Origin of the sequence: Vibrio panuliri (genome assembly GCF_009938205.1) — a bacterium.
GTDB lineage: Bacteria > Pseudomonadota > Gammaproteobacteria > Enterobacterales > Vibrionaceae > Vibrio > Vibrio panuliri.
In genome coordinates, this window is record NZ_AP019655.1 from 1251120 (window position 1) to 1276671 (window position 25552).

Genomic DNA, 25552 nt, shown 5'->3' on the forward strand with positions numbered 1-25552 from the left:
GGCTATTCTTTACCTATTAACAACATTAATACTAAAAACAACAAGATTCGGACAAATGGCAATTATTGATGAACACACTCTGTTCGATGCAGATAAACTGACAGCTTGTGTTGTAGGGATAGCGGCCGACATTGGTAGGCACGACTCGGGAATGCACCAGCACAAGAAAGGTCAACTTCTTTATGCATCTCAAGGATGCATGAGCTTCGCTTTAGAGAACTCAATCTGCATTTTACCTCCAACAAAAGCTGTTTGGATTCCAGCACATACCCAACATCAAGCGATGATGACCAACGTGGTGGCTTATCGTTCGCTATATTTTGATTGCTCAGTTTTCGAATGCCCTAGTGACATGACGACAATAGAAGTGAACCCTGTGCTTAAAGCCCTGATTGATAAGATGGCACTGTGGGCATGGGATAAACCTGAAAATGAAATGAAAAAGACGACGGATCTTTTTTGGGAAGAATTTTATGAGGCTAAGTGTCATTCTTTCCAATTACCTCTGCCGTCAGATCGTCGATTAAAAAGATTCTACCAACAACTGATGCAAGAATCTTTTTTGGTACCGTCTCTAACCACACTAGCGCAGTCAATAGGTGCAAGTCCTAAGACAGTGACCAGGTTATTCAAAGCAGAGACGGGAATGTCCTATCAAGACTGGAGACAACAATGGCGCCTCCTAAAAGCCATTGAATTACTGTCTAGAGAAATGCAAGTCAGTGATGCCGCTCATTGGCTAGGATTTTCTTCTGACAGTGCTTTCATTGCCTTTTTCAAGAAACTGACCGGAAAGACACCACTATGTTTCATGAAAAACCATACAGATCCACTTAAGTAGGAATATTGGATCCTCCCTTATGGACACTAACAAAAGTGACAACATGGCAGGTTGTGGTCGCTTACTCTTTAGGCTGATGAGCCGTTTTCTTGGCAAATTTTTGCATCGCCTCGGCAAAGGTAGTTGACCCGCCTTTCGCTTGAACCTGTATTACCTTGTAGCCCATCTTTTCCAAAGCTTGGCGCTCTGCCAAGACCGCTTTATCGTCAGGCTGGCTACCTTGAGCCGGCTGATGAAGGAAACAACCCTCTAGTTGGCCATCTTCAACCAATTGGTGATGTTTCAAGGCGTTGATATCTAATTTCATAGTAAGTCTTTTAATTGTAAGAATTTTCTGTGGCGGGTTACATGCGTTTAAGCGGCTTGACGACACTGTCTAAACCTTCAATTTTGAGCGCTAAACAGAGCTTGAGCAACTCTCCCAGTTCGCCACTTGGCCAGCCCTTTTTATCGAACCAAAGCAGGTACTCTTCTGGTAAGTCAATTAAAACGCGGCCAGCGTACTTGCCAAATGGCATTTGCATACGAGCTAACTTAAGCAAGTTCTCTTTTTCTAACATAGCATCATTGATAGGACATGATTAATCGCCAGAGAATACCATTGTCGCCAACACCAATAAAGCCGAGTAATAAGTAACGTAAGTGGAGTTCCACAAATCTGTTGCTCATCGTCCCTTGGTGCTCACAACTAGGCTTGGTTCTCTTTCTGCTCTAGCGTGACCGCAAGACGTTCGACCCAATAATCCATCGCATCTTTCGCATCATCTAAGGAATCAATGATTGTCGAGAAGTCTTTGTTTCCTGCTTGGCGATCTATAGCTGCAAACAGTGGTTGTCCCGTACTTGCATCACTCACCAAAAGCTCAATACTCGCGCTACCGACATTGGTATGCTCTCCCGTGGTCACTTTGGATATAGTTGACATCGCTAAACCAAATGGCAACACGCTGCTTGTGACCGCCAAAATGGGGTTGGGTGTTTCGACATTACTCAGCGCAATATTCAAACGTAAGGTTTTATCCGTAGGTTGATCAACCACCTTTTTGTAGGGAGAGATGACTTGCGTGATTCGATCCACCATATATTGAGTTAACTCGTTCACATCGTCATCATCAACACTATTGTCTTCCACAACCACAAAAATTTGGTCAATGACCACCGAATCATATTGAGACAACTTTGCTTGCAATCGTTCTTGGTCTCGCAAACCAAGTCTCGCCCACACTAAGTCAACGCCGCCTTCTGGGCCGGGGCGAAAATCTTCGTACGAAGTAAACTTGGTTGCTTTCGCGATCGGACCAGAGGCACATGCGACCAACCACATCGAGGCAGCAACAACCAGAATCAATCTAATCAGCTTCATTTCATCATTCCCTACTACAAAAAATATAGAGAATGATATTCCATAAACAATTGAACTGCACGGCTTGTGGCGAAGATATCATCAATTTACGATATTGTTCTGCCATATGTTATTGAACAGAGGATCATGCGATTAAAGGACTCGCGTTGGTTTCCACTCTAGCCAACTAATGAGTGACACGATGGAGATATTCGACAACCACCTGATTACCTTCAATATAAGCACGTTTTATTTCACCGTCGACCGTCATTCGGCTCTCTAAGTACACCTCTTTGACATCGGGCTTCGAACGTAATGATGGGATCACGCGGTCTGACTCCAAATTAAGCAAATTGCAAAAACGAGAAACAAAGGCCATTGAGAGCGGACGCTCGCCTCTAAGAATGCTTGAAAACTCAAGTTGGCTCATTCCAAGTTTTTTAGCAAACTCCATTTGTGTTAATCGCATCTTTGATTTTTGTGACATCCATACTTGATACAAGGCTTCGCTATCTTTTGCGGTAAATTCCATCATGGTTTCCTATTTCTACACTGCGTAGTCTTAAACGACTATTGTCTCGAGTCCGCGTGTTGTTTCCACGGCTCAAGTATTCAATCTTTAGACACGGATTGTGTCGAACTATCCAATGAGAATGTCAGTGCAAAGTAAACGGCAGTTAATAATTAGGGCAAGAAAGGTAAAGGCGTGCCACAGGTTCAAAAAACACTGCAATAAAACTGATGGTAGGAATGAAAAAACACTAGGTGAGCCGATACCTCACCTAGTTGATAACCGAGCCGATGGTTAGAACCAGCTTGAAACTAACTTCTTCACCCAATCTATGATGCGTTTAAACAAACTACCTTCGTCGACATCGTTCAATGCGGTCAGATCAGCCCTAGCCACTTCGGTTCCATCGACTGTGTAAAGCACTTCTCCAAGCACTTGACCCGATGTTATCGGTGCCACTAAATCACCGTGATACACAAGTTCAGCTTTAACCTTACCCACATCCCCTTTTGGCAGAGTAATGTAGATGTTTTTGCTGGTTCCAACCTGAATGGTGTCGACTTCTCCCATCCACAAACGAGCCTCATTGATTGGCACGCCCGCTTCGCTGGTTTGCACAGTATCAAAAAAACGAAAACCATAACTCAGTAACTGCTTACTCTCAGATTCACGACTTTTTGTACTGCTTGAGCCCATCACTACCGATATCAAGCGCATATCACCGTTGGTTGCCGAGGTTGCTAAACTATAACCCGCGCCACTCGTGTAACCAGTTTTCATGCCATCAACGTTTAAACTTCGATCTCTCAATAACCCATTCCGGTTGTACTGAGTAATGCCGTTGTAAGAGTATGATGTCTCGCTATAAAGTGGGTAGATGGTCGGTAAGTCGCGAATAATCGCTTGGCTTAGCCGGGCGATATCGTAAGGGGTTGAGTAAAGACCTTCACTATCCAAACCATGCGGGTTGGTATATGCGGTGTTATCTAACTCAAGTCGCTTCGCCCAACTGTTCATTAACCCAACAAATGCACCTTCACTTCCTGCAACATGCTCCGCAATTGCCACACTCGCATCGTTCCCTGATTGGACGATCAGACCTCGATAAAGATCCATCAGCGCAACTGACGTGCCCACTTCAATAAACATTTTTGAAGAATCAGGGAAATTCTTTGCCCAAGCATTTTTACTTATCGTCACTCGGTCATTCAAAGTGACATTGCCAGAATTCACCTCTTGTCCTGCAACATACGCCGTCATTAGCTTAGTTAAGCTGGCAGGATTCAACCGCTCATGCGCATTTTTCTCCACCAATACTTGACCCGTATTGTAGTCCATCAATATGTAACCTTTCGCTCCAAGAACAGGAGGATCCGGAGTAATCGAAGGCGCTGCTAACGCGAGCGATGAACTCAATGCGCTGACTAACAACGCAGACTGTACTAAACGTTTACTATCCATGGCGATCTACCAAATAAAAGAATGATTCCAGTATATTCAAAGCGTAGGTGGTTTCAGCCTCTCTGTTACGCTTAGTTACTGTTATACAAGATTTGAGGCAAAGAATTGTGAAATAGATTATGCAACTAGACAGATTATGATGCGCTGGTCGAAACTTTTATCTCGAGAAATAAAAAAGCCAGCTAAAAAGCTGGCCTCTCGGATAAATATTATTATGCGGCTTGTGGTGACTTAGTAATTGAGTCTCGGTAAGCAAACCATAAATAACTCACCACTAAGGAGAAGAATAAATAAGACAACACAAATACGAACGGCGAAGTAATTAGTGCTTGAGAAATTCCGAATGCAACTCCAGCAATGGTGATAGCCAGTTTAGAAAACAAACCGCATATTAGTAAAAACACGGCAAACTCTGGGAAGCGAGTAGTACGAAAAGCAAACCAGTAGCAGCTCCCCACCGCTAAAGATGCAACAGATAAACCCAACATAAAAGAGTGGATATGGTCAGCCGATGCCGCACCTGCGGAGATTGATGCCATTAGAATCAGAACTAGTTTCATATGTGTCGCCTTAGAAAGTGGTTAAAGCATCCTTTCAATAATGAAAACTCATTTTGCGGATATTTTCTCACCAAAAGCGTAGATTTCAAGTGCTAAATTTTAAGCCATTGTGACAAAAAAACTAATACATGCGGCATAATAACATTTTATTAACAATTGACCTTTGCAATCCAACTAAAAATCATGGAGTTAAATAGAGATTCCTATCATATGTATCTAAATCAACCTCATTTTTAACAACGAAATCAATCAACAAATTTTATGAAAATGTGAACTTTAAACAGTAGGTATCAGTTTAAAGCCCATATCGAGACTCAAGTGACGTCAAGATAAAGGGTTGAAAGCCTTGTCACGGGCACGAGTACAAAGAAAACCGCGACATGGAACAGTCATCTATTTTCAAGTAGTTTGACGTAAAAATCACGCCGGTGACTGGCCCCCAAAGCGCGAGTTGTTGGCAAGCTAGTTAAAACACATCAATCAATACATTTCTGATTTCAACCTCACTAGCAGGTTAATATTATAAAATAACCATTCAATAGAGATATATTTTAAAATTATTCTCTATTCCATATTTTTAGACCGTGTGTGTTTGACGATATATTTGTTATGCAAATCACGTTCGTGCGATAATTTTGTCATGCAGTTATCGTTCCGACAAACATAGAATTGTGACCAACGTAAGTTTTTCAGTATTAAATTCCGGTAAATTTTTCCAATGTCGATATTTAGTTCAAATTATTCGTTTAATATCATTGGAATTTTATTGACTTAGATTGGTTAAACCTTAGACTGGTTAGTAGCTAGAAAACGGTTCTTGTCTAGAACGCCGTTTCGTTGGAACTCGAGTATTTCTGCCGTAACGTCGTGCGCAATAGCAATCTCCTTTTCCACGCTATCCGTGCCACTTTAGGCGAAACAGTGAAACACAAAGGAAAGACAGATGTCAGATACAGTGACTGGTACAGTAAAATGGTTCAACGAAACTAAAGGCTTCGGTTTTATCAAGCAAGAAAATGGTCCAGATGTTTTCGCACACTTCAGTGCAATCACAGGTGACGGTTTCCGTACACTAACTGAAGGCCAAGCTGTTGAATTCAGCATTACTCAAGGTCAGAAAGGTCCACAAGCAGAGAACATTAAAGTTCTTTAATTTGTCGACAAAATAGATTTTAATAGCCAGCTTTTAAGCTGGCTATTTTTATTTTGGTTGCACTACTTGAAAACATCGTGCCCATATTAAAATGGCTTTCCGTTAGGCATTCGCTAACGGCAAATTGAGTAATATCTATGGCTCTTAAACCAACGATCTATAAATTCCGTATCGCGCTCTCTGACACAAATCGTGATTATTATGATGCTCTAACTTGCACCATTGCTCTTCATCCATCTGAAACGGTAACAAGAATGATGGCACGAGTATTAGCGTACTGCCTTAATGCCTCTCCCGATTTGGTGTTTACCAAAGGCTTATCTACAATCGAGGAGCCAGACTTATGGCAAAAGTCACTCGATGGAACGATTGAGCATTGGGTGGAGGTTGGCGAGCCCTCTGTAGACCGAATTAAGAAAGCGTCACGGTTGGCAGGAAAAGTGCAGATCTATACCTTCAATTCCAAGTCTGATGTTTGGTGGAGCCAATCAAAAACCAAAATCGCGCCACTGCCAGTCAATATTTACCAGTTTGATGGTGATGCCATTGAGTCATTGGCAACCCAAGTTCAAAGGGGAATGGATCTCTCTGTTCTGATTACTGGCAATAGTTTGTTTGTCGACGGTAGTGAAGGCTCACACGAAATAGTATGGGAAACACTACAGGCCCATGATTAGCTTACAACAGGCTCTTGAACAAATCGGAGCCACGCAACTAACGGTACTCGATTTTAGTTCGACGACTTGGCAGCTATTTGAAAAAAACAATGCCAAGTTGTTTGCGAAAATACAGCAAGTAAAGCCAGAGACTGACGTTCACCATCATTTATTGGGCGTATTGACCAAAGCTCATATTGAAGTACTGAGCCAAATTGAAGCTGATAAAGACTCTGTTCGCGCAATGAACAGTACTTTTAAACAGGAACTAGGCGAATCACACGCAGCTAAGTTTCAATATCAAGATGGTCAACTACTTCTGCTCATTACGCATATCTGGATTTATCTTCAGGGCTATCTGGCGATGGATTTCAGCCTTGCAAATGATCATGCAGAAAATAGTGCTACGATGTTGGTCGGCATTCAAGGCGGCAATGCAGAGCAACTCAGAAGTGAATTTATGGCAAGCTTTTACTTAGCTCGCGGTCAAAAGACTCAGTTCACCAATCCTATACTCTGTTGGTTGAAAAAAATCTTTCAATAAAAAACGCCTCAATCGAGGCGTTTTTCGCAACCAGAGCCGATTATTTGAACTCGAACTTACCTTTCATAATTGCCCAGTGGCCAGGGAAAGAACAGAAGAATGTATAATCACCACCCGGAGTGAAAGCCGACGTATCAAATGTTAGTGTGGTTTGCTCTCCGCCACCAATCACTTTAGAAAATGCGTAAACACGCTCATCGCCTGGTTTGATGTAGCTATTATCAATACCTGCTGTCATACCATCAGTGCCTACTCCCTGCACATTACTGGTATCTGTGATCACAATATTATGACCCATTGAGGCTGCTGGCAGACTACCTGTATGTTTAAGAGTAATCGAAACCTCTTCACAGGTGGCAGGAACAGAAATCATATCCGTAGAAAATTTCATCATATCATTTGCTTCAATTGTCACCTCACAGCTAGCACTTGCTTGAGCTGAAAATGCTGCAGTAACGATAGCCAAAGTAGAAAGCAAGTAACGAAGTTTCATCTATTTATCTCCTTATGTGAAAGCTAAGCATATTATAGTGTTATCGATAATTATTTACTGATGCAAAGCTCTCAATTAACACTTGAGCATCATTTTATTTACCATCGAACATAACCGAAAGGTCAGACACAGAATGTCTGTTGTCAGAGTTTCTACGAATAGAACGGGAAATAATTCAGTTCAACAAGCCTGTTGATGAGTTGTATGTGGCTCATTGCACTTCAATACATGATGGATTTAACCAAGTGAGAGACAAAAGAAAACCCCGCTAGGCATTTGCCTAGCGGGGTCTATTCTTACTCGCAGCATCCGGCTACTAATAGGTGCTCCCTGCATCTATTCCATGATAGTACGCTGTATCCTTCAGCACTTCCTTAACATCGCTGTCCTAGCGGTGTCCTTTGCATTCCTTGCTAACCGTCAATCCGCGACGATTATATCTTCTTCCTGAAGATGACCTATCCTTGGGTCTTTCCTGTTCCGTGTCCGCTTCCTGCCGACACCTTTAAATTACGTCATTTGCTCATCATCTACAATCAACCTAGCGCCAAAAATAGACCTCATCAAGTTCAGCAATAGATAAAAATCAATATAAAACAATGATTTAATATTTTTGCGGGTAATATACACTAGAGTAAAACATCAACTTTCGCACACGCTTGTGAGAAATCTCTTACAAATTCAACAGGCAGTTATCCCTTCCTTTTGCAAATAACGAGGTCAGATTCTAAGTACAACTTGGGGGGAATTTACCAAACAAGGTACTAACCCGTTAAAAAGTGGGATAATATGAAGAATGAAAAATCAAAAAATGTACAACTCTATCCAAGTCGCTTGGGTAGATCAGACTGAGGAAATGAAATGATCTCAAAATGGGCACAACGTTTTTACCAAATGGCAGAACTTGTTGGCTCTTGGAGTAAAGACCCGTCAACGCAAGTTGGAGCAGTGATTACGAAGCAAAACCGCATTGTGTCGGTTGGTTTTAATGGCTACCCACATGGTATTTCAGACAGTGCCATCACTGATGACCGAGAAATGAAGTATCTTAAGACTTTGCATGCTGAAGAAAATGCAATTCTGTTTGCTAAACGGGATCTTGATGGCTGTGAAATTTGGGTTACTCACTTCCCTTGCCCAAACTGTGCCGCCAAGATCATTCAAACTGGGATTTCTGCCGTACATTGTCCTGAGCAAACCGAAGATTTCCTATCCCGATGGGGAGACAAGATCTCTGTGAGCCAAGAAATGTTCTTACAAGCCGGTGTCAAAGTAAATTGGCTGCCTCTAGATGAGCTCGGAGGATCTGCGCGCTAACTGACACTATAGTGAGGCGCTGTCGTTTGGAGCGCCTCTATTTACGAGCTATCAAACCAAATCCTACCTTTTCCCTCCGACACACCACTTTAAAAAACGTTAACCGCATCACATTTATTCATCTTATCTAGGCGTAAGGCACTGAAGCAGTTAATGTTCGTCACTATTAGACTGATAAAACCATATATTCAGCTCTTTATTTTTACTAAAAACGTTGATTTAGTGATTATTATCACTAAAACACAAATAAAATTTCTCAGCCTTACATTTATATGTCGGGTAAGTATTTTTCCTTACGAAAAAAGTCAGCAAGTTCTAAAATGTCAATTACCTTTTCTGCGCAGTTTTCGTTCATGGGTTGCCACTAAGAAGGGACAATATCCCAAGTAGGAGCAAATTTAATTTTGCTAGCAGAATAAGTATTCAGCCATTACACTCCCGCCACATAAAAATTACAACATTTTCACCACTCCTGTCTTGGCGTGGAAGCTAAAACCAAAACGTGAAAAGGTCCTAAGTTACATGAGTCCTGAAAAACATCTGCTCGACTGGCAAACGAACCAAACCATTGCTGAAACAATCTCCCCTTTACTTGGACAGTTGTATCGACTGAAGGGTGTTGAAGTCCTCGTCTTTGGTAAGACACTGGTAAACGCCGCTACTATCGACATCATCAAAACCCATCGCCTTTCCCGTCACTATAGTGGCACAGCACTCACCCCAACCCAGACCTTACCCATCATTCAAGCACTCGCGGAATTACCTCTTTCTCCGTGCAAAGTCGATGTTGGTCAACTCGCTGACCAATATTGGCAAAACCATACCGACACACATGCTCTTAAAGACTTTCTTCATTCGGCACTCGTTACCGCGATGAATGGTGAGGGCGTTGGTACACCTAGAGACGTGGTTCTGTACGGTTTCGGCCGAATCGGTCGTCTACTGACACGTTTACTTGTTGAAAAAAGCGGCCCTGGTTACCCTCTCCGTTTACGTGCAATCGTGGTACGTGGCGGCAAGAATGGCGATCTACAGAAGCGCGCAAGTCTACTGCGTCGAGACTCGGTACATGGCCAATTCAACGGCAGTATCTCTGTAGACGAAGAACGCAAAGCGATCATTGCCAATGGCAATTACATCCAGATTATCTACGCAAATCAACCAGAAGACGTTGATTATACTCAGTATGGAATTAACAACGCTTTGGTGGTCGACAACACAGGTGTATGGCGAGATAGCGAAGGACTGAGTAAGCATCTAGCGTCTAAAGGTGCAGAAAAAGTGCTTCTGACAGCACCGGGGAAAGGAGATATCAAGAACGTTGTCTTTGGCGTAAATGATCAAGTGATCCAACCAGATGATACGATTATCTCTGCGGCAAGTTGTACCACCAATGCCATCACTCCGGTATTGAAAGCGCTAAATGATCGTTATGGTATCGAATCTGGACATATTGAAACCGTTCACTCATTCACCAATGATCAAAACCTCATCGACAACTTCCATAGTGGTGAACGCCGCGGACGCAGCGCGTCATTGAACATGGTACTCACTTCAACCGGAGCAGCCAAAGCGGTTGCTAAAGCACTGCCAGAATTAGCAGGCAAACTAACAGGCAATGCTATCCGAGTGCCAACACCGAATGTTTCTATGGCTGTTGCCAATCTAAATCTAGCTAATGCTGCCGACCGTGAAAGCCTCAATAGTTATTTGCGCGAAATGGCACTCAACTCTGAGCTATCAGGCCAAATCGATTACACAGATTCAACCGAAGTCGTGTCGACCGACCTTGTCGGTTCCCGTTTTGCTGGCGTTGTCGATGGCGCAGCAACGATTGCTCAAGACAAACGTTGCGTTCTGTATATTTGGTATGACAACGAGTTTGGATACAGTTGCCAAGTTGTGCACTGCATGGAGCAAATGATGGGTGTTAGGTATAAAACCCTTCCCTAGCGATTACGCGGTAAGACGCTGAAGTTTTACATGCAGGGCTGTAAAGAGAAATACGACTTAGAGCTTTGCGTCGCGTTTTCTTTTTGCCACCGTTTGGAAGGCACTATTTCAGACGTAACAGTTAAAGCCGCACTTGGTGAAGTGTGGCTTTCTTGTTAGGCGTACGGATCGTCGTCTGCATTTTCATTCCAAATGTACTCTGTAACTCTTTCGACCTGCTTCGCCTGCTCGTATCCAAATCGCTCCGCAATATATGCCAGTGACGCATCAGTACCGGCAGCAACTCCCGACGAAGTCAAAAACTTACCATGGTTTACCCATCGAGCTTTGCGCTGCCACAACACCTTGTCGTTAAGCGAGACCACCCAATCATAAGCTAATTTATTGGTGGTCGCAGGGATGCCGTCAAGCACACCTGCTCGTGCGAGTAGAGCCGCCCCCGTGCACACAGTAAAGACTTTCTCAGACACCTCACATTGATGCACTATCCAAGTTAATAACTTCTGATTGTCGATTTCACTACGCGTGCCCACGCCGCCAATGGTCATAAACATATCGCAAGGAATAGGCTCTGACACCAGACGATCAGATAGAATTCGGGTACCTTGGCTACTGGTAATGACGTCTTTCTCTGCAACCAAAGTGATTGCAGTTGCAACACCTTCCACACGACCTAGCATTTCGATAGGTCCATGTAGGTCTAGAGTTTCATAGTCATCAAAGATCAACGCGACTACATGATGGGACTTATTCATACTGCGACTCTCCATTAAAAACAAAGACTGCCTATAACGACCTTCCAAAGCATAGCGATGACTTGATCGCGACCGAGATAGTCATCAATCATCTTTCAACCTTCAACACAACTTTCCTTGACATCATGCTGACATTAAAAATCACAATTGAAAATAAACTATCATTTGAAATCATTTATGATTCAAATAAAGTTAGATTGATAACTACCAATGACGATATCACAACGGACCACGCACTAGCGTTTTATTTTCAACTATTATAGGCAGTCAATAATGAATAACATGACTAAAGCACTCTCTTTTGCTCTACTCTCTTCTTCAGTGCTTGGAGGATGTTCTGTTTACAACACGGTTCAAGACGTTTCAATGCTGATGGACTACAAAGTAGGCAATGAATCCATCTTCAACTCAGAAGATGGGTCACAATATATTGTCTCTCCTCATCGCGACGAGGCGCAGCAAAAAGTACTTGCTTGCTATCAAAACTCCGGTGTCTTCTCAAGCACAGAAGAGCAACCCCTGCGTGATGTTGCCAACGAGTGGCTGCGAATAAATCAACCAAACATGCAAGCAACGTCTAGTAAAAATCGTTCTGGCGTTTGGGAAGCAAGAACCTGTTACGAGTTTGAATATGAGGCAATGCCGCAACCTATTGGCGCATACTTAGATGAAGAGACAGGGAATGTGGTCATCGTTGGCGAAGCTGTCGAAAAATAGTTTCCACCAATAAAACTCCCCCTGAGCTAAAAGCTTATCCATTTAGGCAAAACAATGACATATTCAATCTAGGCCGACACAGGCCTAGTTTTTTCTAGCTCAACAAACCTCAAACACGAAACTTCCTTTAGTTTTAGAAATCATTTTCAAAACAGACAAGAGAAATTTTGTTTTAAAAACCCATATTTAGCACCAAATTTTCAGAAAAACCATCAAAACACTTCACATCTGAAACATAAGATGTATAATACGTAGCAATCGGGAGCAAATTTGATTCGCAAACTCCATTAAACGCTCATTTTTGTATCCTAAGAACTCTATTCTTTGGTTTCTACCAGTGATTTACTTAATGTCCGGAGTAATCACTTATAGGAGTCTAAGACTGACGCCTAACTTAGTTTACTGTCCTAATTCAAAGGTCGTTCGCGACCTTTTTTTTCACCCAACTAACGAACTGTTTGTTTTTAGTTCTATTGAACACATCAAGGTGCCCCCATGTTAGAAACAATGAAACTTGTTCAAGCCAAAAAACTTGGCACACAAGGATTCACACGCACTCTAGACTTTGACCTCGCTAAGCTTGTCGAAGAAGTGGGTGAACTCGCGATAGAAGTTCAAATCAATCAAGGTCGTTTACCTCAATCCAAAGGCGGAGAAGACGGTATCGTCGGTGAGGCCGTTGATGTCGTCAACGTCGCACTGGACATTGCGTTTCTTGCGATGGCTCAAACCGGCGATCTGACTGTTGAACAAATGGCAGAAACATTGCGTCATATCTCAGCAAGAAAGCTTGCTCGCTGGGAAGAGAAAGTCTCATTACTAGAATCTAGCAACAATTAGAGATCAAGCTATGAAACAGAGTCAAGGTTTCACCCTAATAGAGTTGGTCATTGTCATCGTCATTCTTGCCATTCTCGCGGTAACAGCAGCACCGCGCTTCTTGAACCTAAGTAGCGATGCGCGGATTTCCGTTCTCAAAGGCGCTCAAGGTGCGGTAAAAAGTGCGGACAGCCTCGTTTACTCCAAGGCGGTTCGACATGGTATCGAGAGCATACCTGCGGCAAGTTTCGCTCAAGGTAACATTGTTATCGAGACAGAATTTGGTCACGTGGATAACAGCAAAGAGAACCTACTTAAAGCCGTTGACCTATCAGGGTATTTTTTGGATGAGTATGAAGATAAAGACGGAAAGCTTGTTACTACTATTTCTACAGATAAGCAGTTAGATACTACAGAGCCATCATGGCAAAACTTATTCCAATGCCGCCTTGATGTTCATCAAGCTAGCAATGGCGAACTGCTGTTCAACTTAGTCCATATTGGCTGCTAACGGAGAGCATATGAACCGGTTAGGCGATCGACTCATTGCCTTTTCGATTGTTTGTTTAACTCTTGCTTTCTTTGGTAAGTACTGGAACCTACTACTTATCAACGCAATGAGTGTTCAAAGAGAAGTGGGTAATATACTGACTGATACCATTTACGCTTTCCAAGACGACCAAGGTTGGAACTCATTATGGATAGTGGTATTGAGTTATCTGTATGGAATGGTGCATGCCCTTGGTCCTGGGCATGGGAAGGCTGTAACGTGCGCATACTTAATCGCCCACAAAACAACCATCACCACCGCTTTGCTCATTACAAGCGCAACGTCGTTACTGCAAACCCTCAGCACCCTTCTAGTAATGACCATAAGTTGCCTTGTGACTTCGTCGATTAATCACCCCCATCCTATGTTCAACGTGGTATCTCAAGTGAGTTGCTTTGGTCTAGTTATATTTGGCCTGCTTTCAGTTTGGGGTAGTTTTTGTGGCGCGAGTAAAGCGAACACTGTCTACGGGTTGATACTCGCACTAGGTTGCCGACCCTGTATAAGTACGCTTATGGCGATGCTGTTTTCAAGCATGCTAAACCTCCATTATGTCGGCTTGCTGGCATCCTTTTCGATCGCTTTGGGGGTGACGGTCACCACAAGCATCCTCGCCTGTATGGTACTGATCACCAAAACTGCGTTGTCATGTAGCCTTGTGCCCTACTCGCAAAATATTTCCCGAGTGTTACAGATAGTCAGCGGTATCCTTATTGTTGTTTTAGCCGTGATGATGTCTCGTACAAACAGCCTCGCGGTAATTCCCCCGCTGCAAACACTCTCCCTTTAACCACAATAAAACATCATTAAAGAATTCATCACCGATTTTTGAGTTACATTTTGCATCAATTTAGCACATGAAATACTTCCATATCGATCCCATAATGACACCAACATGACAATCTAAATCATTAATGAAATTATCATAAACATAATGCTTGATAATGATATCTAGGGCTAAAACATGAAAAATTTGACTATCAAGACCGGACGCATGTTTGAGCAAGAGCAAATCATCGAATGTGTAGAAATGTTTCGAGATGACTTCGAAGTCGTCTTTAACTGTACTGACGAGTCATGCTCAATGCTTTTCAATGTCTCGGTGTTAGATATCTATGGCAATGAGCAGATAGTTAAAGAAGAAATCGTCAAGGCCTACGATAGCGGACACTATATCAATGGCCATATGTATCTAGATTAGTGCCATCTGCACTATTGGGTAAAACATACGACGTTCACACCAGCAAATAATCGGAGTTCAATTTTATGATTGATTGGGAAGTTTGGGTTCCTCGCATTGTGATGGGGCTAATTTATCTGGCTTTATGTATTGGCTAGACACAGAACCAACAAAGATAGGTTCAATACACTTTTGATTGTCGAGGTTGTAGCGTTCAAAACGACAACCACTCTTAACTCACGCTTAGCGGTAAACCAATGAGACTTGTACAACTACTCCATTTGAATAAGAACTTACGCACAGCGATTAATTTGCTGCATGAACATCGCTCTCATCTTATTGATACACAAGAGAAGCGGCTGTCACTAGCACAGACATTCGACAAGACAAAGCACACTGCCAACTCACTGCATAATGCTGCAATTGAAGAAATTAAAATTCATCTTTGGTCGGCGACTTTGGTGAAAAGTAAAGAACAAGCCATTCAAAAGTTAAATGAAGCTTTAGAAGTGTCTGAGCAACTCCACACTTCATTTATACAAGATTACGCAAAAGTACAGCGTGTTATGTCGAGAACAAATGAGGGGAACCTATGGAAACTTCAGTAAGAATATTGACCATCCAAGAGTTGTGCGCCATGAGCACACCGGCACTTTGCTACCTATCGGATAAAACCGAACAGTACTTAAAGACCATCAGTAGTGCATACCAAAAAGTCACACAAAGAGTCGAACAAATCAGCTATTTGAGAAATAACGAATACTGGCACACTGTTAGTGAGCTCAAGCAACTCAGTGGTCAATTAGAGATGCTCTCGGCCAACCGATTGAACATATCTAAAGAGATGAGAGAGCGCACTACATTTCCTACCGATCACATTGCCAAAAAAAGCCACTTGAGCGCTCAAACACCACGCCTTAAGGCTTACTTTTTTGCTGACTAAATCGCAGTAGAGAGTGAACAAATGAGGTTGTTGAAAGCTTTTATGTTGGTCGTCGTGTTACCGGTCGCACTGTTAATGCTGATGCTGTACTTGGATGAAGTGTGGCTTCATTTCTTGGCCGAACAGCAAGTCTAACCTAACACGAGCAGGAAACAGAAATGAAAAGGCACATTCTAATATTAGCTTCCTTCACGCTCTTTATGCTTGTCGTGGGCTATGTACTATTTAATCCACATCACTACACTGAGACCCCGTGTATACACTCAAGTGATTTAAAGATGCCGGATTCAGAGCCTTATCACGGGTTTAAGAACAAGGAAAACTGCGACGTAAAATAGTCGTCTATTTTCAAGTAGTTTAACGTAGAAACCAGACCAGTGAATGACTCCTAGATGGTGAGTTACCTTGGTGCGTATATATCGTTAGCGATTTTTGATTGAGAACCGCTAGACCCTCAACGTGCCACTTCCTTCCAGTATCACTAAACGCAAGCATTGCGACTTGCGTTAACTCACTGTTTTGAACTAAGACCGCTTCAACAATGGCGTTGTTCAGCTACGCTCCCCTCCCCGGCACCTAACAATCAGTTTTGAACCCAGGACATTCCAAATTGAGCTCACCTAGAAAAAAACACCAATAAGAAGAACCAACTTTGTCATTTATGATTTCACGTCAAGAATAACACCTCCCTAAATCAAGTCAAACCAAGCTGTGCCAACCTCAAAAAAATTCATAACCACACAAGAAAGCAATCAAATATGATCTAGCATTAAAGTTTTGAAATATATTTATGGAACTTTTTTAGATTTTTCTAATCACAAAGCCTTCACAAACGAAAATGAGTTAGGTATAGTACCTCTCGAACCACAAATGAAACGCAATTTATCAAAATGATACAGTGCGCACCATTTGTGAAACTCAAAAATATAATCATTAAACTAATTAGGATTAATCATGAAAAAATTAGCAGTCACTTCTGCCGTTCTTGCCGCTCTAATGGGCGCCGCTCCTGCAATCGCTGGTATTACTCTAGATGTATACGGTGAGCGTGTAACAGGCACAGAAAAAAATGAAGGTTTGTTTGGTGAAAGCTCAGCAAAACAAGGTGTTGAACTAGCGTACGGTTACGAAAACCTAACTTTAAGCGCAGAAGCAACAACAGGTAAAGACCTTGACCTAGGCGCAAGCTACAAGTTCGAACTAGGCGAAAACTTCTACCTAAAACCATCTGCAGGTTTTGTATACAAGTGGAATAAAAAAGATGACGACATTGAGATTCTGGACTTCACTCAGTTTGGTACAAAGTCAAACGTCGCTAAGTTTGGTGTAGAAGCAGGCGCTGCATTTGGTGATTTCTTTGCGTCAGCTCGTTACCGTATTGATACTAACACAAGTAAAACTGGCCAACGTTATGTAGACAGCAATAACAAAACTGTAGAGAACTCTGCACGCAGTTCTATTGGTCGTACTGACCTACTAGTAGGTTACAATCTAGAAAACGTCACCTTAACAGCAAAAGGCATCCATAAGTCGGAGCTAAATAAAGATATTCGTTCTTTCAACACACACCACCGCCTACTAGAAAGCAAAACTAACAGCTTCTGGTCTAGCGAACTAAAAGCAACCTTCACTGGTTACGAAGGCGTTGCACCATACATTCAGTACGCGCACAACCATGACAACCATGACAATGCGATCAAGCTGGGTGCTAAGTTCTCATTCTAATTGAGTAACTAAAACCGTTTACGGATAGTCATTGAGCATGGATGCTCAATTCTTCTCCATCACTAGGCTCAAGCATGAAAAAGACATTTCTGGCTCTGAGTGTCATGACTTTATGGTCTACCTGTCAGGTTAAAGCAGATGAGGCGATCAAGGTGACCGACATTCAACACTACTTAAATGGTAGTGCTGTTTCGATTTACACCCTCTCACAAGGTGACATCCAGTTGCTCAATACGAGCAGCAATGATGACGTTAAGCCTCTAAACAGTAAAACGAGGCACCTATTCTATGATGGTGTGTTCAGCCAAAGTCCTAGTTTGGAAATAGAACAAAATCGTGATTCAACCCTATCTGATTATCACGACACAAAATGCTCATCCCAATATGAGTAAGCAATATTAAATCGAGCCATCAACTGTGAACGTCACGCTAAACGCGAGAATGATCGCGCCAACTAGCAGGTGATACGCACGCCTTCGGTAATAGAGAATGGATGTAATAGGTTTCTTCGACAGCGAAGCAACTGATACGAAGCAGGAAGCCCACACACGATAACGGCAGCAGACGTCACGCGTTCATTCGAGTGAATCAATAACGATTCGATTTTACCCAACAAGATCAACAATGGTCTTATTGTAGAAGGTATCATCATGGATAAATTAGTAAAACAAGCCACTCTTCTCTATGTACTGTTCTTATTAGTGGCCTTGGCTGCCTGCGCACATAAAATACACGATGCGCTCACTGTTCCACACTATGCAGTGGAGCTAACAAAATGAAAAAAGCCCTGATTTTATTTGCATTATGTCCAATGTTGGCGTTTGCTGACAGCTCAAAAACTGGGGCTGTTGGTGATGCATTACAGTTTGGTGTACCTCTTGCCGCACTGGCTGTCGCACTCGGTAAAGACGATAATGAAGGAGTTTGGCAACTTGCAAAAGGGGCGGCGCTAACGGGCATCGGAACACACGGTTTAAAAGTCACTACCGCAGTGTTAAGACCCGATGGCAGCACCTACAACTCTTTCCCTTCAGGGCATACTTCGCTGGCATTTAGTGGTGCTTCGTTCTTACACCATCGTTACGGTTGGGAGTATGGGCTACCTGCGTACATGGCGGCTTCTTACGTTGGTTACTCACGCGTGTATGTAAACCGACACTGGAAAACCGACGTACTTGCGGGTGCAGCACTCGCCTACGGGGTAAGCTACTTTGTCACAACCAAGTTCGAAGACAAAAACCTCGCTGTTGTCCCTGCACAGTTTGGTAACTCAGACGCGCAAGGAATCATGTTTAACTACTCTTTTTAGTTCGCGCTCTCTGTTATTTAAAACGACGCTTGAAACAAGCGTCGTTTTTAACGCGAAAATCAATACTCCAACCTCGATTATCATTCATCAACCCGTACCGTTAGAACAAAGGCATGTCTATCTCTGTGTCACGACTAAATATCGCGGTCTACTTAGCAACCTCACTCTTTAGACAGACGCAATAGACTCGGGACAAGCATCGCTCATTTCTCGATACTCTTCCGTAATACGAGCGTAGCGATAGTTGCCCTGCTTAACGACATCAACGATACCTTTTGCCATCAATCGCCCCATATGAATTTGAAAAGCGATCTCTTGCTTGATCAAACTGTTCCCCGCTGATAACTCTTTACCAGAAAACTGCCAATAGGTTTTACCATCAACTTGAATGCTTGGCACATTGACTCGACTTCGTGTGCGTTGGCACAGCGCTTTCAATAAATACACAGCTGGACGCCCAACCTTCGTCACTAAAGATGAAAAGCAGCTCAAATTCCCCTCCAATATTTCTGCTAAAACTTTGCCTATGCCACAACAACGTTTCTATCCCCCCCACTCAAGATTTGGTTTCACATTTGAAACCAAATCTATCAGGCGAATATTTCACGCAATTACTGCATTATGCTCACTTTTACTCGCCATCTTCACGGACATACCCACTAAACATCGCGGGAAAAATCTCATGACGCTGCACAACACCACGGCTGACTTTTTCGATTCGAATCCCCGTATCCATTGGCAATACGAGCTGACCATGCTCATAGCGATACATGCTTGCACGCGAAATATCGAATAGACGCCCTAATGCTACAGAACCCACACCATAGTGTTTCCTCAAACGATCAAATATTCTTTTTTGAGCTTCAGCTTGCATTATTTCAATCAAAACAACCCTCATAAATTTCATCAATGATGCTATAATGATACAGTTTGATTAAATTTGATTCAAATCAGAATTGAACCCATAGTGGCTATTTTCATCAGCGTATTGAACCAAAAAGGCAAAGTGTTGAGATTTTTGAATCAACTCATCTCAAGTTCGTGGCTAGAACCTCCGCGTTTCTTGAATGAGTAAATCGTGGAGTAACTATGGAAGATAATTATCAAGACCGAATTTTAATGGTGATGAAAGAGCGTCGTGAATCCTATGGTAGCTTGGCGAAAGGAGTGAATAGAGGCAAAGCGACCATCAGCCGCTATCTTGCAAAAGATCACACTCGCACTTACCCAAGTGTGTGTGACCTAGAGTTGATTGCGAAATACCTTGATGTTGAACCTCATTGGCTAATATGTGGCGTTGGCGACCGCCACACATGTCGACAAACGATCAATGACTCAATCGGAGCAGGCGCTGCAACAGTGAATGTTTACAGCCGAGCGGATATTAATGCGTTAATGAGTGGGCATGATGTTAACCCTGTCGAGCACATGGCTGTCCCTACTCAATACGCCGGTCAATTTGGCGTAATGTACCCACTGCAAGGGCCACTCGCCTCTATTTGGGACTGCGCCGCTCTAATATCCAAAAATGAGCAGTGGCAAAATGACGATCTTGTTTTTGCTCGTATTGGTGTCAATGCCCCGTTCGATTTCTATACGCTAGTGATGGTCGCTGACAAAGTACATGTATGGCGTGGCGACGATACCACCAAAAATGCAACCACTGTCTGCGACGTTAATAACTTAGAAGTACTAGGCGTGGCGAAATGGGGCGTTTGGAAAAAAAGAAGCTAAACAGTTACCTAAATCTATAACCGCCAACAAGGCGGTTTTTTTTTAACCAGATAAGTCAAAAAAACGTCAGGAGCCTTCACTTTTAAACCTTTCGTGCTATCATTATTGACCATATATGAAACACAAATAGCTTATTGCAATCATATTTATCAACCCGAGGATTAAGGTCATGTCAATAGAATCAATTGTGAGCGAACTGGTTTATCGAACAATAGAGCCGTATAACTACACCTATAAGAAAGAAGGCTTTATCCATCCGAGCTTTAAGAACAGAGGGAGTCACGAACTTGCTGCAGAACTACGCGCCCTGTTAGAAAGCGTGACCGACGCAACGATGCGTGATCAGATTAATCACAAGGGTATTCGATTTGGCAGCAAAATTTTGCGCCTAGGTAGTGAAAACACATCATCTACTGGCGTCGGCGTTACTGTGACTGATGCGCCTTTAGAAGCCTCAGACTTAGACACTGCACTTATGTTAGCCAGCACGTAACTTGTCAATTTATTAATCAGCACTCAAGTCGGGCTGTTAGATTTACGCTTTTTCTGAGTAAAATCGCCGATTTCACGTACTACATTATATTGCTTGCCCATGGAAGGGCGTGATACTTCAGTATCATTCGCAGTAACATCCAATCACACCAAACTTCATTCATACTCTATTCATCTTTTGCCTATTATGCTCTATGTTAGTTGGTCGTTGACGTTTTGATTGCTCATTTTCACCAACGACTATTACAGAGGAAAAAAGTATGACTCGAGTCATTACCACATTTATTGCTTTGATTACTGGCTTCTTTCTCCTAATCGGCAGCCTATTGATTGCTATCCCTATTGCAATTTTAGGTGCTTTAACAGGAAGAAAATTGGTCAAGGCAGCTGAGAAAGCCCAATCCAACACACGCTATGCGGGCCAAGCACACCATAATGTTATTGAAGGTGAGTTTGAAGAAGTGAGCAAATAGCAACCAGCGCCTTTGAGAGGCATTCAATAGATCATTGAAGCGAATCTTTGTTATATTGCTGTTTTACGTCAAGGAGTAAGACGATGAGTAAACAGCAAAGAGAGATCACCTTACGCTTTTTGGCTGAGCCAAGTGATGTGAACTTTGGCGGTAAAGTCCATGGCGGCGCAGCCATGAAGTGGATTGACCTCGCAGCCTATGCGTGTGCTGCAGGTTGGAGTGGTAAATACTGCATTACCGCATATGCAGGCGGCATTCGCTTTGTATCCCCTATCCATGTCGGCAACTTAGTCGAAGTAAGTGCGAAAGTTATTTACACTGGTAGTAGCTCGATGCACATCGCGATTGATGTTCAAGCCAGCGATCCTAAAGAGTTATCAAACCGACTCACTACTCACTGTATAGTCATTATGGTCGCGGTGGATGAATTGGGTAACCCAACACCAGTACCAGAATGGATTCCAACTGAACCGCATGATATTGAGCTGCGCGAGTCGGCAATCAAATTGATGAACATGCGTAAGCAGATTGGCGAAGAAATGCAAGCCCACGTTAAGTACCTGAAACCCTGATATCTACTCAAGTATTTAATCCACATCGACTTTGTTTACGGGATTTACCTCGTTGTCATTTTTCTTTCATCTTGATTTGATTAAATCCTTGCCTTATAGCTTTTATCAAGGATTCGGGCTTAGCATGAAAAAAACAACGTTGGATGAAAATACGTTAAGTAACCCTAAGTCGGTTGAGTACCAATGGGTAAGATCTATGTATGTCGAAGGTTATAACGCACAGCAAATCAACTACTACATTCAAGCATGTTTTGGTGGGGACGAAACCTTTGCTGACCTTTTCCGTCGAGTCGCACTCGCGCAAGAGAGTCTTTATGTTCTGCTGCAATACTTAGGCTGCGCACCATCAAGTCGTGAGTTTTAGCTGATACAAGCTTAGGAAGGCTTCTTACTCATATCACAGTTAACAAGCACAAGTAGCACAATTATTTGCACCTAATCGCATATCGTTCCGTAACCACTACCGCACACCTGACTCCCACTCTAATATCCACAACGCAAAAACAAAAAAGCCTGAGCATGGTTGCTCAGGCAGGTTACAAAAACTGTTAGTAGGGATAGTAAGGAATCTAAGCTAACAGCCAGCTATGCGTAACACCAAATTCGTAGGTTACTTAACTTGATCGGCGGCCAAACCATCTGGGTTAAGTAATGACTACAGTAGGCGACCTGTAGTCGCCTTTATCATTGTTATAAACCCCGCTAAACCCTAGTTGAATAAATCCTCCGACCAACCAGAATTTTGCGAGATTTTGGACAATCAAATGTGCTAGAGCTATTTACTGATTAATCAACGACATTTCAGTCTTTTATGCTAATTCGAAATACTCAAACAACTTAACTAGTAGTGTGTCTCAATATTTTAATGAAAGCAACCGCACTGCGATATAAATCTCAAATACATGAGTATTTTTGATCTACACACACACTATAGTTAGAACAATCTATCATTGAACCACTCAAATACGCTGACTAAAACTATAATTACAGCCCAATTGATTGAGTAATCAAATAGCTATTTACTTTTGGCTACCCACATATTTCACTACCAATGTAACAATATGTTTGCTTTAGTTCTTTTTCACCAAAAATTTGGTTTCGTAGCAAATAAAAATCCCCTGAATGGTATTCACCACTCAGGGGATCAAACTGTCGTGACTTACTCAGCTGAGGCTTGAGTTTGTGCCTCTTGTTTTGCGTCACTTTCTAGCGCTGCAAACACTCGTGTCGGTTTAGCAACGAGACTACGATTCTCTTGGTTCACATCCGCAAGAACGACTTCTAGCGTGTCGCCTAAACGAAACTCAATCTGTTTGTCGATAGAAACGGTTCCATTATCGGCATTGCATTCAATGCGCTCTTTATTATCCATAATCAACGAGCTAGGGACAAAAGCAGCAGCGCCATTTTCAACGAGACGCACTCGCATACCTGCACGATTAATATCAAAGATCTCGGCGTTGAACTTAGTTGCTTTCGCTGGCTCCTCCGCAAGTGTGCGGGCATATAACCAATCCGAAACACTGCGTTCCGCCATATTGTGGTGTTTACGGTGCAACGCTAGTTCTTCACCAACAGTTTCATCAGCTAGCTGTTCTGGTTCTTTACCCAGAATATGCGCCTTCAACATACGGTGATTGATCATGTCGCCATATTTACGAATTGGTGAAGTCCAAGTGGCATAGATGTCTAGCCCCATCGCAAAGTGCGGAAGAGGTTGATTGCCGATTTCACTGTAGGTTTGCATCTTACGAATTCGGTTGTCAAAGTAACTGCTCTCTTGAGCACCCAACCAACGACGTAAAGCGGCAAAGCCTTCTAGGGTTACAATTGACTCAGCGGTAAATGGTAGTTCACCATTTGGATTCACCATCTCAATCACTTCTGCCACTTTCTCTGGCTTGATACCCGCGTGATGGTTAAATACACCCGAACCAAAACTTGCTTGTAGAGTTTTACCCGCACAAATATTTGCCGTAATCATCGCTTCCTCAACAAGACGATTAGCACTACGACGCATATCTGCGTGAATCGCGATAACATCGTTATCTTCACTGAGTTCAAAACGATAATCCGGACGGTCAGGGAAAACCACCGCATTAGTTTCACGCCAGTCAGCACGTGCTAATGAGAACTGGTAGAGGTCGCGAACGATCTGCGCAATTTCTTCACTTGGTTGCCAAGCCGTTGATTCGCCATTTTCCAGCCAATCGGATACGTGATCGTAAGCTAAACGCGCGTGAGACTTAATATGCGCGGCAAAGAAGTTGATATCATCGCCAATCACACCATCTTTGCTCACAGTAACGGTACAGCATAATGCTGGGCGGATTTCGTCTTGCATTAATGAGCAAAGCTCATCAGCCAAATCACGAGGGAGCATTGGAATATTGCGACCAGGTAAGTAGATAGTAAAGCCACGCTCACGCGCAACCTTATCCATTTCACTATCCGGTGTAATATAAGCAGTAGGATCAGCAATTGCGATCGTTAAAGCAAAATCGCCATTGTCTAACTTCTTCGCATATAGGGCATCGTCCATATCTTTAGTGGACTCACCGTCGATGGTAACAAACGGTACGTGGGTCATATCAACGCGCTCTAGATCCGCGTCATCTTTAATTTCCCAGTTATCGATACCAGCAGGCTCGCTGTTTGGCAGATCATTCTGTGCTAGCGTTACCCACCACGGTGCGATCTTGTCATCCGCATTGGTCACCTTTTGCGAGATTTCGACAAAGAAGCCGTTATCCCCTTTTAATGGGTGGCCAATCAAATGAGCAACGACCCAGTCACCTTCAGCAAAATCATTAGGGTTAAGCCCTTTCTTTACCTTTGCTTTTAGAGACTGCTTTTTGAGTTGCGGGTGATCTGGGGTCACGTTCAATTTGCCTTTGAACATTTTTACGCGACCAATAAAGCGAGTTAAGTTTTGCTCCAAAAGCTCTTCAGGCTCTGCCACCTCACGTTCATTCTCCGTGCGAATAATCGCTTTCACTTTGTCGCCATGAAGACACTTCTTCATATACGGTGGTGGAATAAAGAAGCTGGTTTTGCTATCCACTTCTAAGAATCCAAAGCCTTTTTCTGTGGCTTTGATTGTCCCTTCTTTCTTCGGGAGGTTTTCTTGAATCTGCTGTTTTAGCTGAGCCAGTAGCGGGTTATCTTGGAACATCTTAACTCTTATCGCTTGTAAAATTGCGCACACTATAACATTCGCCATTGTGCCAAGCCACACAAAGCGCCACTTTGTAAGTCTACCTAGCTCTCCAAATTGAGCAAAATGATTACGAATTCTCAATTATGTGACGACAAAAGAGTCAACCAGACCTTCTCTAGGAGTTTTTTGTGATGAAATTCAATTTTTTCTGGCTTTTTTTGTGCTTTTAGGGAATAATCCGCCTCCCTTATGTCCCTAGCGGCTTGATGCGATTTAACACTTATCCGCATCT

The 25552-nt window shown here is 42.8% G+C and carries 33 protein-coding genes; 22 read left to right on the forward strand and 11 right to left on the reverse strand.

The genetic code is table 11. The annotated features are described in order from the left end of the window. The first annotated feature begins 55 nt into the window (after window positions 1-55). On the forward strand, window positions 56-841 hold the full coding sequence (locus GZK95_RS20265) for an AraC family transcriptional regulator (protein ID WP_083626394.1): 786 nt from the start codon (window positions 56-58) through the stop codon (window positions 839-841). Between the two features lie 61 nt (window positions 842-902). Here the strand turns inward: GZK95_RS20265 and GZK95_RS20270 are convergent, their stop codons facing one another. The 6 genes from GZK95_RS20270 to GZK95_RS20295 form a co-directional block, all read right to left on the reverse strand. Continuing rightward, the gene (locus GZK95_RS20270) at window positions 903-1148 is read right to left on the reverse strand and encodes a hypothetical protein (RefSeq protein ID WP_075716163.1); all 246 of its coding nucleotides are present in this window, start codon (window positions 1146-1148) and stop codon (window positions 903-905) included. A 37-nt stretch (window positions 1149-1185) separates the two neighbouring features. Next, a complete protein-coding gene (locus tag GZK95_RS20275; protein WP_075706499.1) occupies window positions 1186-1401 on the reverse strand; it encodes a DUF3820 family protein in 216 nt (71 codons plus the stop codon). Window positions 1402-1529: 128 nt separating this feature from the next. Continuing rightward, complete coding sequence (locus GZK95_RS20280; protein WP_075716162.1) at window positions 1530-2204, reverse strand: DUF3313 domain-containing protein; 675 nt, start codon at window positions 2202-2204, stop codon at window positions 1530-1532. Between the two features lie 166 nt (window positions 2205-2370). Next, window positions 2371-2715, reverse strand: a complete 345-nt coding sequence (locus GZK95_RS20285) for a helix-turn-helix domain-containing protein (protein WP_075706497.1) — start codon at window positions 2713-2715, stop codon at window positions 2371-2373. Window positions 2716-2988: 273 nt separating this feature from the next. Next, window positions 2989-4155: a D-alanyl-D-alanine carboxypeptidase family protein gene (locus GZK95_RS20290; protein ID WP_075706496.1), complete on the reverse strand. Its 1167-nt coding sequence runs from the start codon at window positions 4153-4155 to the stop codon at window positions 2989-2991. 212 nt (window positions 4156-4367) lie between these two features. Beyond that, window positions 4368-4715 carry an NADH:ubiquinone oxidoreductase gene (locus GZK95_RS20295; protein WP_075706495.1) on the reverse strand — a complete coding sequence of 116 codons (348 nt, stop codon included), beginning with the start codon at window positions 4713-4715 and terminating at the stop codon, window positions 4368-4370. A 943-nt stretch (window positions 4716-5658) separates the two neighbouring features. Between GZK95_RS20295 and GZK95_RS20300 the strand changes: the two genes are divergently transcribed. From GZK95_RS20300 to GZK95_RS20310, 3 genes are all read left to right on the forward strand, one after another. Next, window positions 5659-5868, forward strand: coding sequence for a cold-shock protein (locus GZK95_RS20300; protein ID WP_075650916.1), 210 nt, complete (start codon window positions 5659-5661; stop codon window positions 5866-5868). A 137-nt stretch (window positions 5869-6005) separates the two neighbouring features. Beyond that, the gene (locus GZK95_RS20305; protein WP_075716161.1) at window positions 6006-6545 is read left to right on the forward strand and encodes a YaeQ family protein; all 540 of its coding nucleotides are present in this window, start codon (window positions 6006-6008) and stop codon (window positions 6543-6545) included. Continuing rightward, the gene (locus GZK95_RS20310) at window positions 6538-7068 is read left to right on the forward strand and encodes a hypothetical protein (protein ID WP_075716160.1); all 531 of its coding nucleotides are present in this window, start codon (window positions 6538-6540) and stop codon (window positions 7066-7068) included. Before GZK95_RS20305 ends, GZK95_RS20310 begins: the two co-directional genes overlap by 8 nt. Window positions 7069-7108: 40 nt before the next feature. Here GZK95_RS20310 and azu read toward each other — a convergent pair whose 3' ends face one another. Beyond that, window positions 7109-7561, reverse strand: a complete 453-nt coding sequence (gene azu / locus GZK95_RS20315; RefSeq protein WP_075706492.1) for an azurin — start codon at window positions 7559-7561, stop codon at window positions 7109-7111. A gap of 861 nt (window positions 7562-8422) precedes the next feature. Here azu and GZK95_RS20320 point away from each other — a divergent pair. Then, window positions 8423-8878: a dCMP deaminase family protein gene (locus GZK95_RS20320; RefSeq protein ID WP_075706491.1), complete on the forward strand. Its 456-nt coding sequence runs from the start codon at window positions 8423-8425 to the stop codon at window positions 8876-8878. 522 nt (window positions 8879-9400) lie between these two features. Then, a complete protein-coding gene (locus GZK95_RS20325) occupies window positions 9401-10831 on the forward strand; it encodes a glyceraldehyde-3-phosphate dehydrogenase (RefSeq protein WP_075716158.1) in 1431 nt (476 codons plus the stop codon). Between the two features lie 155 nt (window positions 10832-10986). Here the strand turns inward: GZK95_RS20325 and GZK95_RS20330 are convergent, their stop codons facing one another. Continuing rightward, the gene (locus GZK95_RS20330) at window positions 10987-11586 is read right to left on the reverse strand and encodes a DJ-1/PfpI family protein (RefSeq protein WP_075716157.1); all 600 of its coding nucleotides are present in this window, start codon (window positions 11584-11586) and stop codon (window positions 10987-10989) included. 273 nt (window positions 11587-11859) lie between these two features. Here GZK95_RS20330 and GZK95_RS20335 point away from each other — a divergent pair, with 273 nt between their 5' ends. The 11 genes from GZK95_RS20335 (at window position 11860) to GZK95_RS20380 (ending at window position 18829) form a co-directional block, all read left to right on the forward strand. Beyond that, a complete protein-coding gene (locus GZK95_RS20335; protein WP_139315099.1) occupies window positions 11860-12303 on the forward strand; it encodes a hypothetical protein in 444 nt (147 codons plus the stop codon). 495 nt (window positions 12304-12798) lie between these two features. Continuing rightward, window positions 12799-13143, forward strand: coding sequence for a nucleoside triphosphate pyrophosphohydrolase family protein (locus GZK95_RS20340; RefSeq protein WP_075716155.1), 345 nt, complete (start codon window positions 12799-12801; stop codon window positions 13141-13143). 10 nt (window positions 13144-13153) lie between these two features. Further along, complete coding sequence (locus GZK95_RS22435) at window positions 13154-13633, forward strand: pilus assembly FimT family protein (RefSeq protein WP_075716154.1); 480 nt, start codon at window positions 13154-13156, stop codon at window positions 13631-13633. Between the two features lie 10 nt (window positions 13634-13643). Continuing rightward, entirely contained in the window at window positions 13644-14462 is an 819-nt protein-coding gene (locus GZK95_RS20350) for a HoxN/HupN/NixA family nickel/cobalt transporter (protein ID WP_075716153.1), read from the forward strand. A 174-nt stretch (window positions 14463-14636) separates the two neighbouring features. Further along, window positions 14637-14873 carry a hypothetical protein gene (locus GZK95_RS20355; RefSeq protein WP_075716152.1) on the forward strand — a complete coding sequence of 79 codons (237 nt, stop codon included), beginning with the start codon at window positions 14637-14639 and terminating at the stop codon, window positions 14871-14873. A gap of 236 nt (window positions 14874-15109) precedes the next feature. Continuing rightward, complete coding sequence (locus GZK95_RS20360; RefSeq protein WP_075716151.1) at window positions 15110-15460, forward strand: hypothetical protein; 351 nt, start codon at window positions 15110-15112, stop codon at window positions 15458-15460. Then, a complete protein-coding gene (locus GZK95_RS20365; protein WP_075716150.1) occupies window positions 15445-15795 on the forward strand; it encodes a hypothetical protein in 351 nt (116 codons plus the stop codon). Before GZK95_RS20360 ends, GZK95_RS20365 begins: the two co-directional genes overlap by 16 nt. 954 nt (window positions 15796-16749) lie before the next feature. Then, window positions 16750-17520: a hypothetical protein gene (locus GZK95_RS20370; protein WP_075716149.1), complete on the forward strand. Its 771-nt coding sequence runs from the start codon at window positions 16750-16752 to the stop codon at window positions 17518-17520. 74 nt (window positions 17521-17594) lie between these two features. Further along, window positions 17595-17912: a hypothetical protein gene (locus tag GZK95_RS20375; RefSeq protein ID WP_139315098.1), complete on the forward strand. Its 318-nt coding sequence runs from the start codon at window positions 17595-17597 to the stop codon at window positions 17910-17912. 258 nt (window positions 17913-18170) lie between these two features. Beyond that, window positions 18171-18299 (forward strand): hypothetical protein, encoded by a 129-nt coding sequence (locus GZK95_RS22440; RefSeq protein ID WP_263862216.1) that lies wholly within the window; start codon window positions 18171-18173, stop codon window positions 18297-18299. Continuing rightward, entirely contained in the window at window positions 18296-18829 is a 534-nt protein-coding gene (locus tag GZK95_RS20380) for a phosphatase PAP2 family protein (RefSeq protein ID WP_075706478.1), read from the forward strand. The genes GZK95_RS22440 and GZK95_RS20380 overlap by 4 nt, the downstream gene beginning before the upstream one ends. 168 nt (window positions 18830-18997) lie before the next feature. Here the strand turns inward: GZK95_RS20380 and GZK95_RS20385 are convergent, their stop codons facing one another. Together GZK95_RS20385 and GZK95_RS20390 are read right to left on the reverse strand one after the other, a co-directional pair. Then, window positions 18998-19276, reverse strand: a complete 279-nt coding sequence (locus GZK95_RS20385; protein ID WP_139315097.1) for a hypothetical protein — start codon at window positions 19274-19276, stop codon at window positions 18998-19000. Window positions 19277-19460: 184 nt separating this feature from the next. Beyond that, on the reverse strand, window positions 19461-19649 hold the full coding sequence (locus GZK95_RS20390) for a helix-turn-helix domain-containing protein (protein WP_139315096.1): 189 nt from the start codon (window positions 19647-19649) through the stop codon (window positions 19461-19463). 269 nt (window positions 19650-19918) lie between these two features. On the opposite strand from GZK95_RS20390, the gene GZK95_RS20395 reads away from it, so the two are divergent. From GZK95_RS20395 to GZK95_RS20415, 5 genes are all read left to right on the forward strand, one after another. Next, on the forward strand, window positions 19919-20563 hold the full coding sequence (locus tag GZK95_RS20395) for a helix-turn-helix domain-containing protein (RefSeq protein WP_075716146.1): 645 nt from the start codon (window positions 19919-19921) through the stop codon (window positions 20561-20563). Window positions 20564-20732: 169 nt separating this feature from the next. Further along, the gene (locus tag GZK95_RS20400; RefSeq protein ID WP_075716145.1) at window positions 20733-21056 is read left to right on the forward strand and encodes a hypothetical protein; all 324 of its coding nucleotides are present in this window, start codon (window positions 20733-20735) and stop codon (window positions 21054-21056) included. Between the two features lie 259 nt (window positions 21057-21315). After that, on the forward strand, window positions 21316-21528 hold the full coding sequence (locus GZK95_RS20405) for a hypothetical protein (protein WP_075706473.1): 213 nt from the start codon (window positions 21316-21318) through the stop codon (window positions 21526-21528). Between the two features lie 83 nt (window positions 21529-21611). Beyond that, window positions 21612-22100 (forward strand): acyl-CoA thioesterase, encoded by a 489-nt coding sequence (locus GZK95_RS20410; RefSeq protein ID WP_075716144.1) that lies wholly within the window; start codon window positions 21612-21614, stop codon window positions 22098-22100. 124 nt (window positions 22101-22224) lie between these two features. Continuing rightward, a complete protein-coding gene (locus GZK95_RS20415) occupies window positions 22225-22464 on the forward strand; it encodes a hypothetical protein (protein WP_075706471.1) in 240 nt (79 codons plus the stop codon). Window positions 22465-23259: 795 nt separating this feature from the next. On the opposite strand, the gene rnb is transcribed toward GZK95_RS20415, so the two are convergent. Then, on the reverse strand, window positions 23260-25275 hold the full coding sequence (rnb, locus tag GZK95_RS20420) for an exoribonuclease II (protein ID WP_075706470.1): 2016 nt from the start codon (window positions 25273-25275) through the stop codon (window positions 23260-23262). Window positions 25276-25552 lie beyond the last annotated feature (277 nt).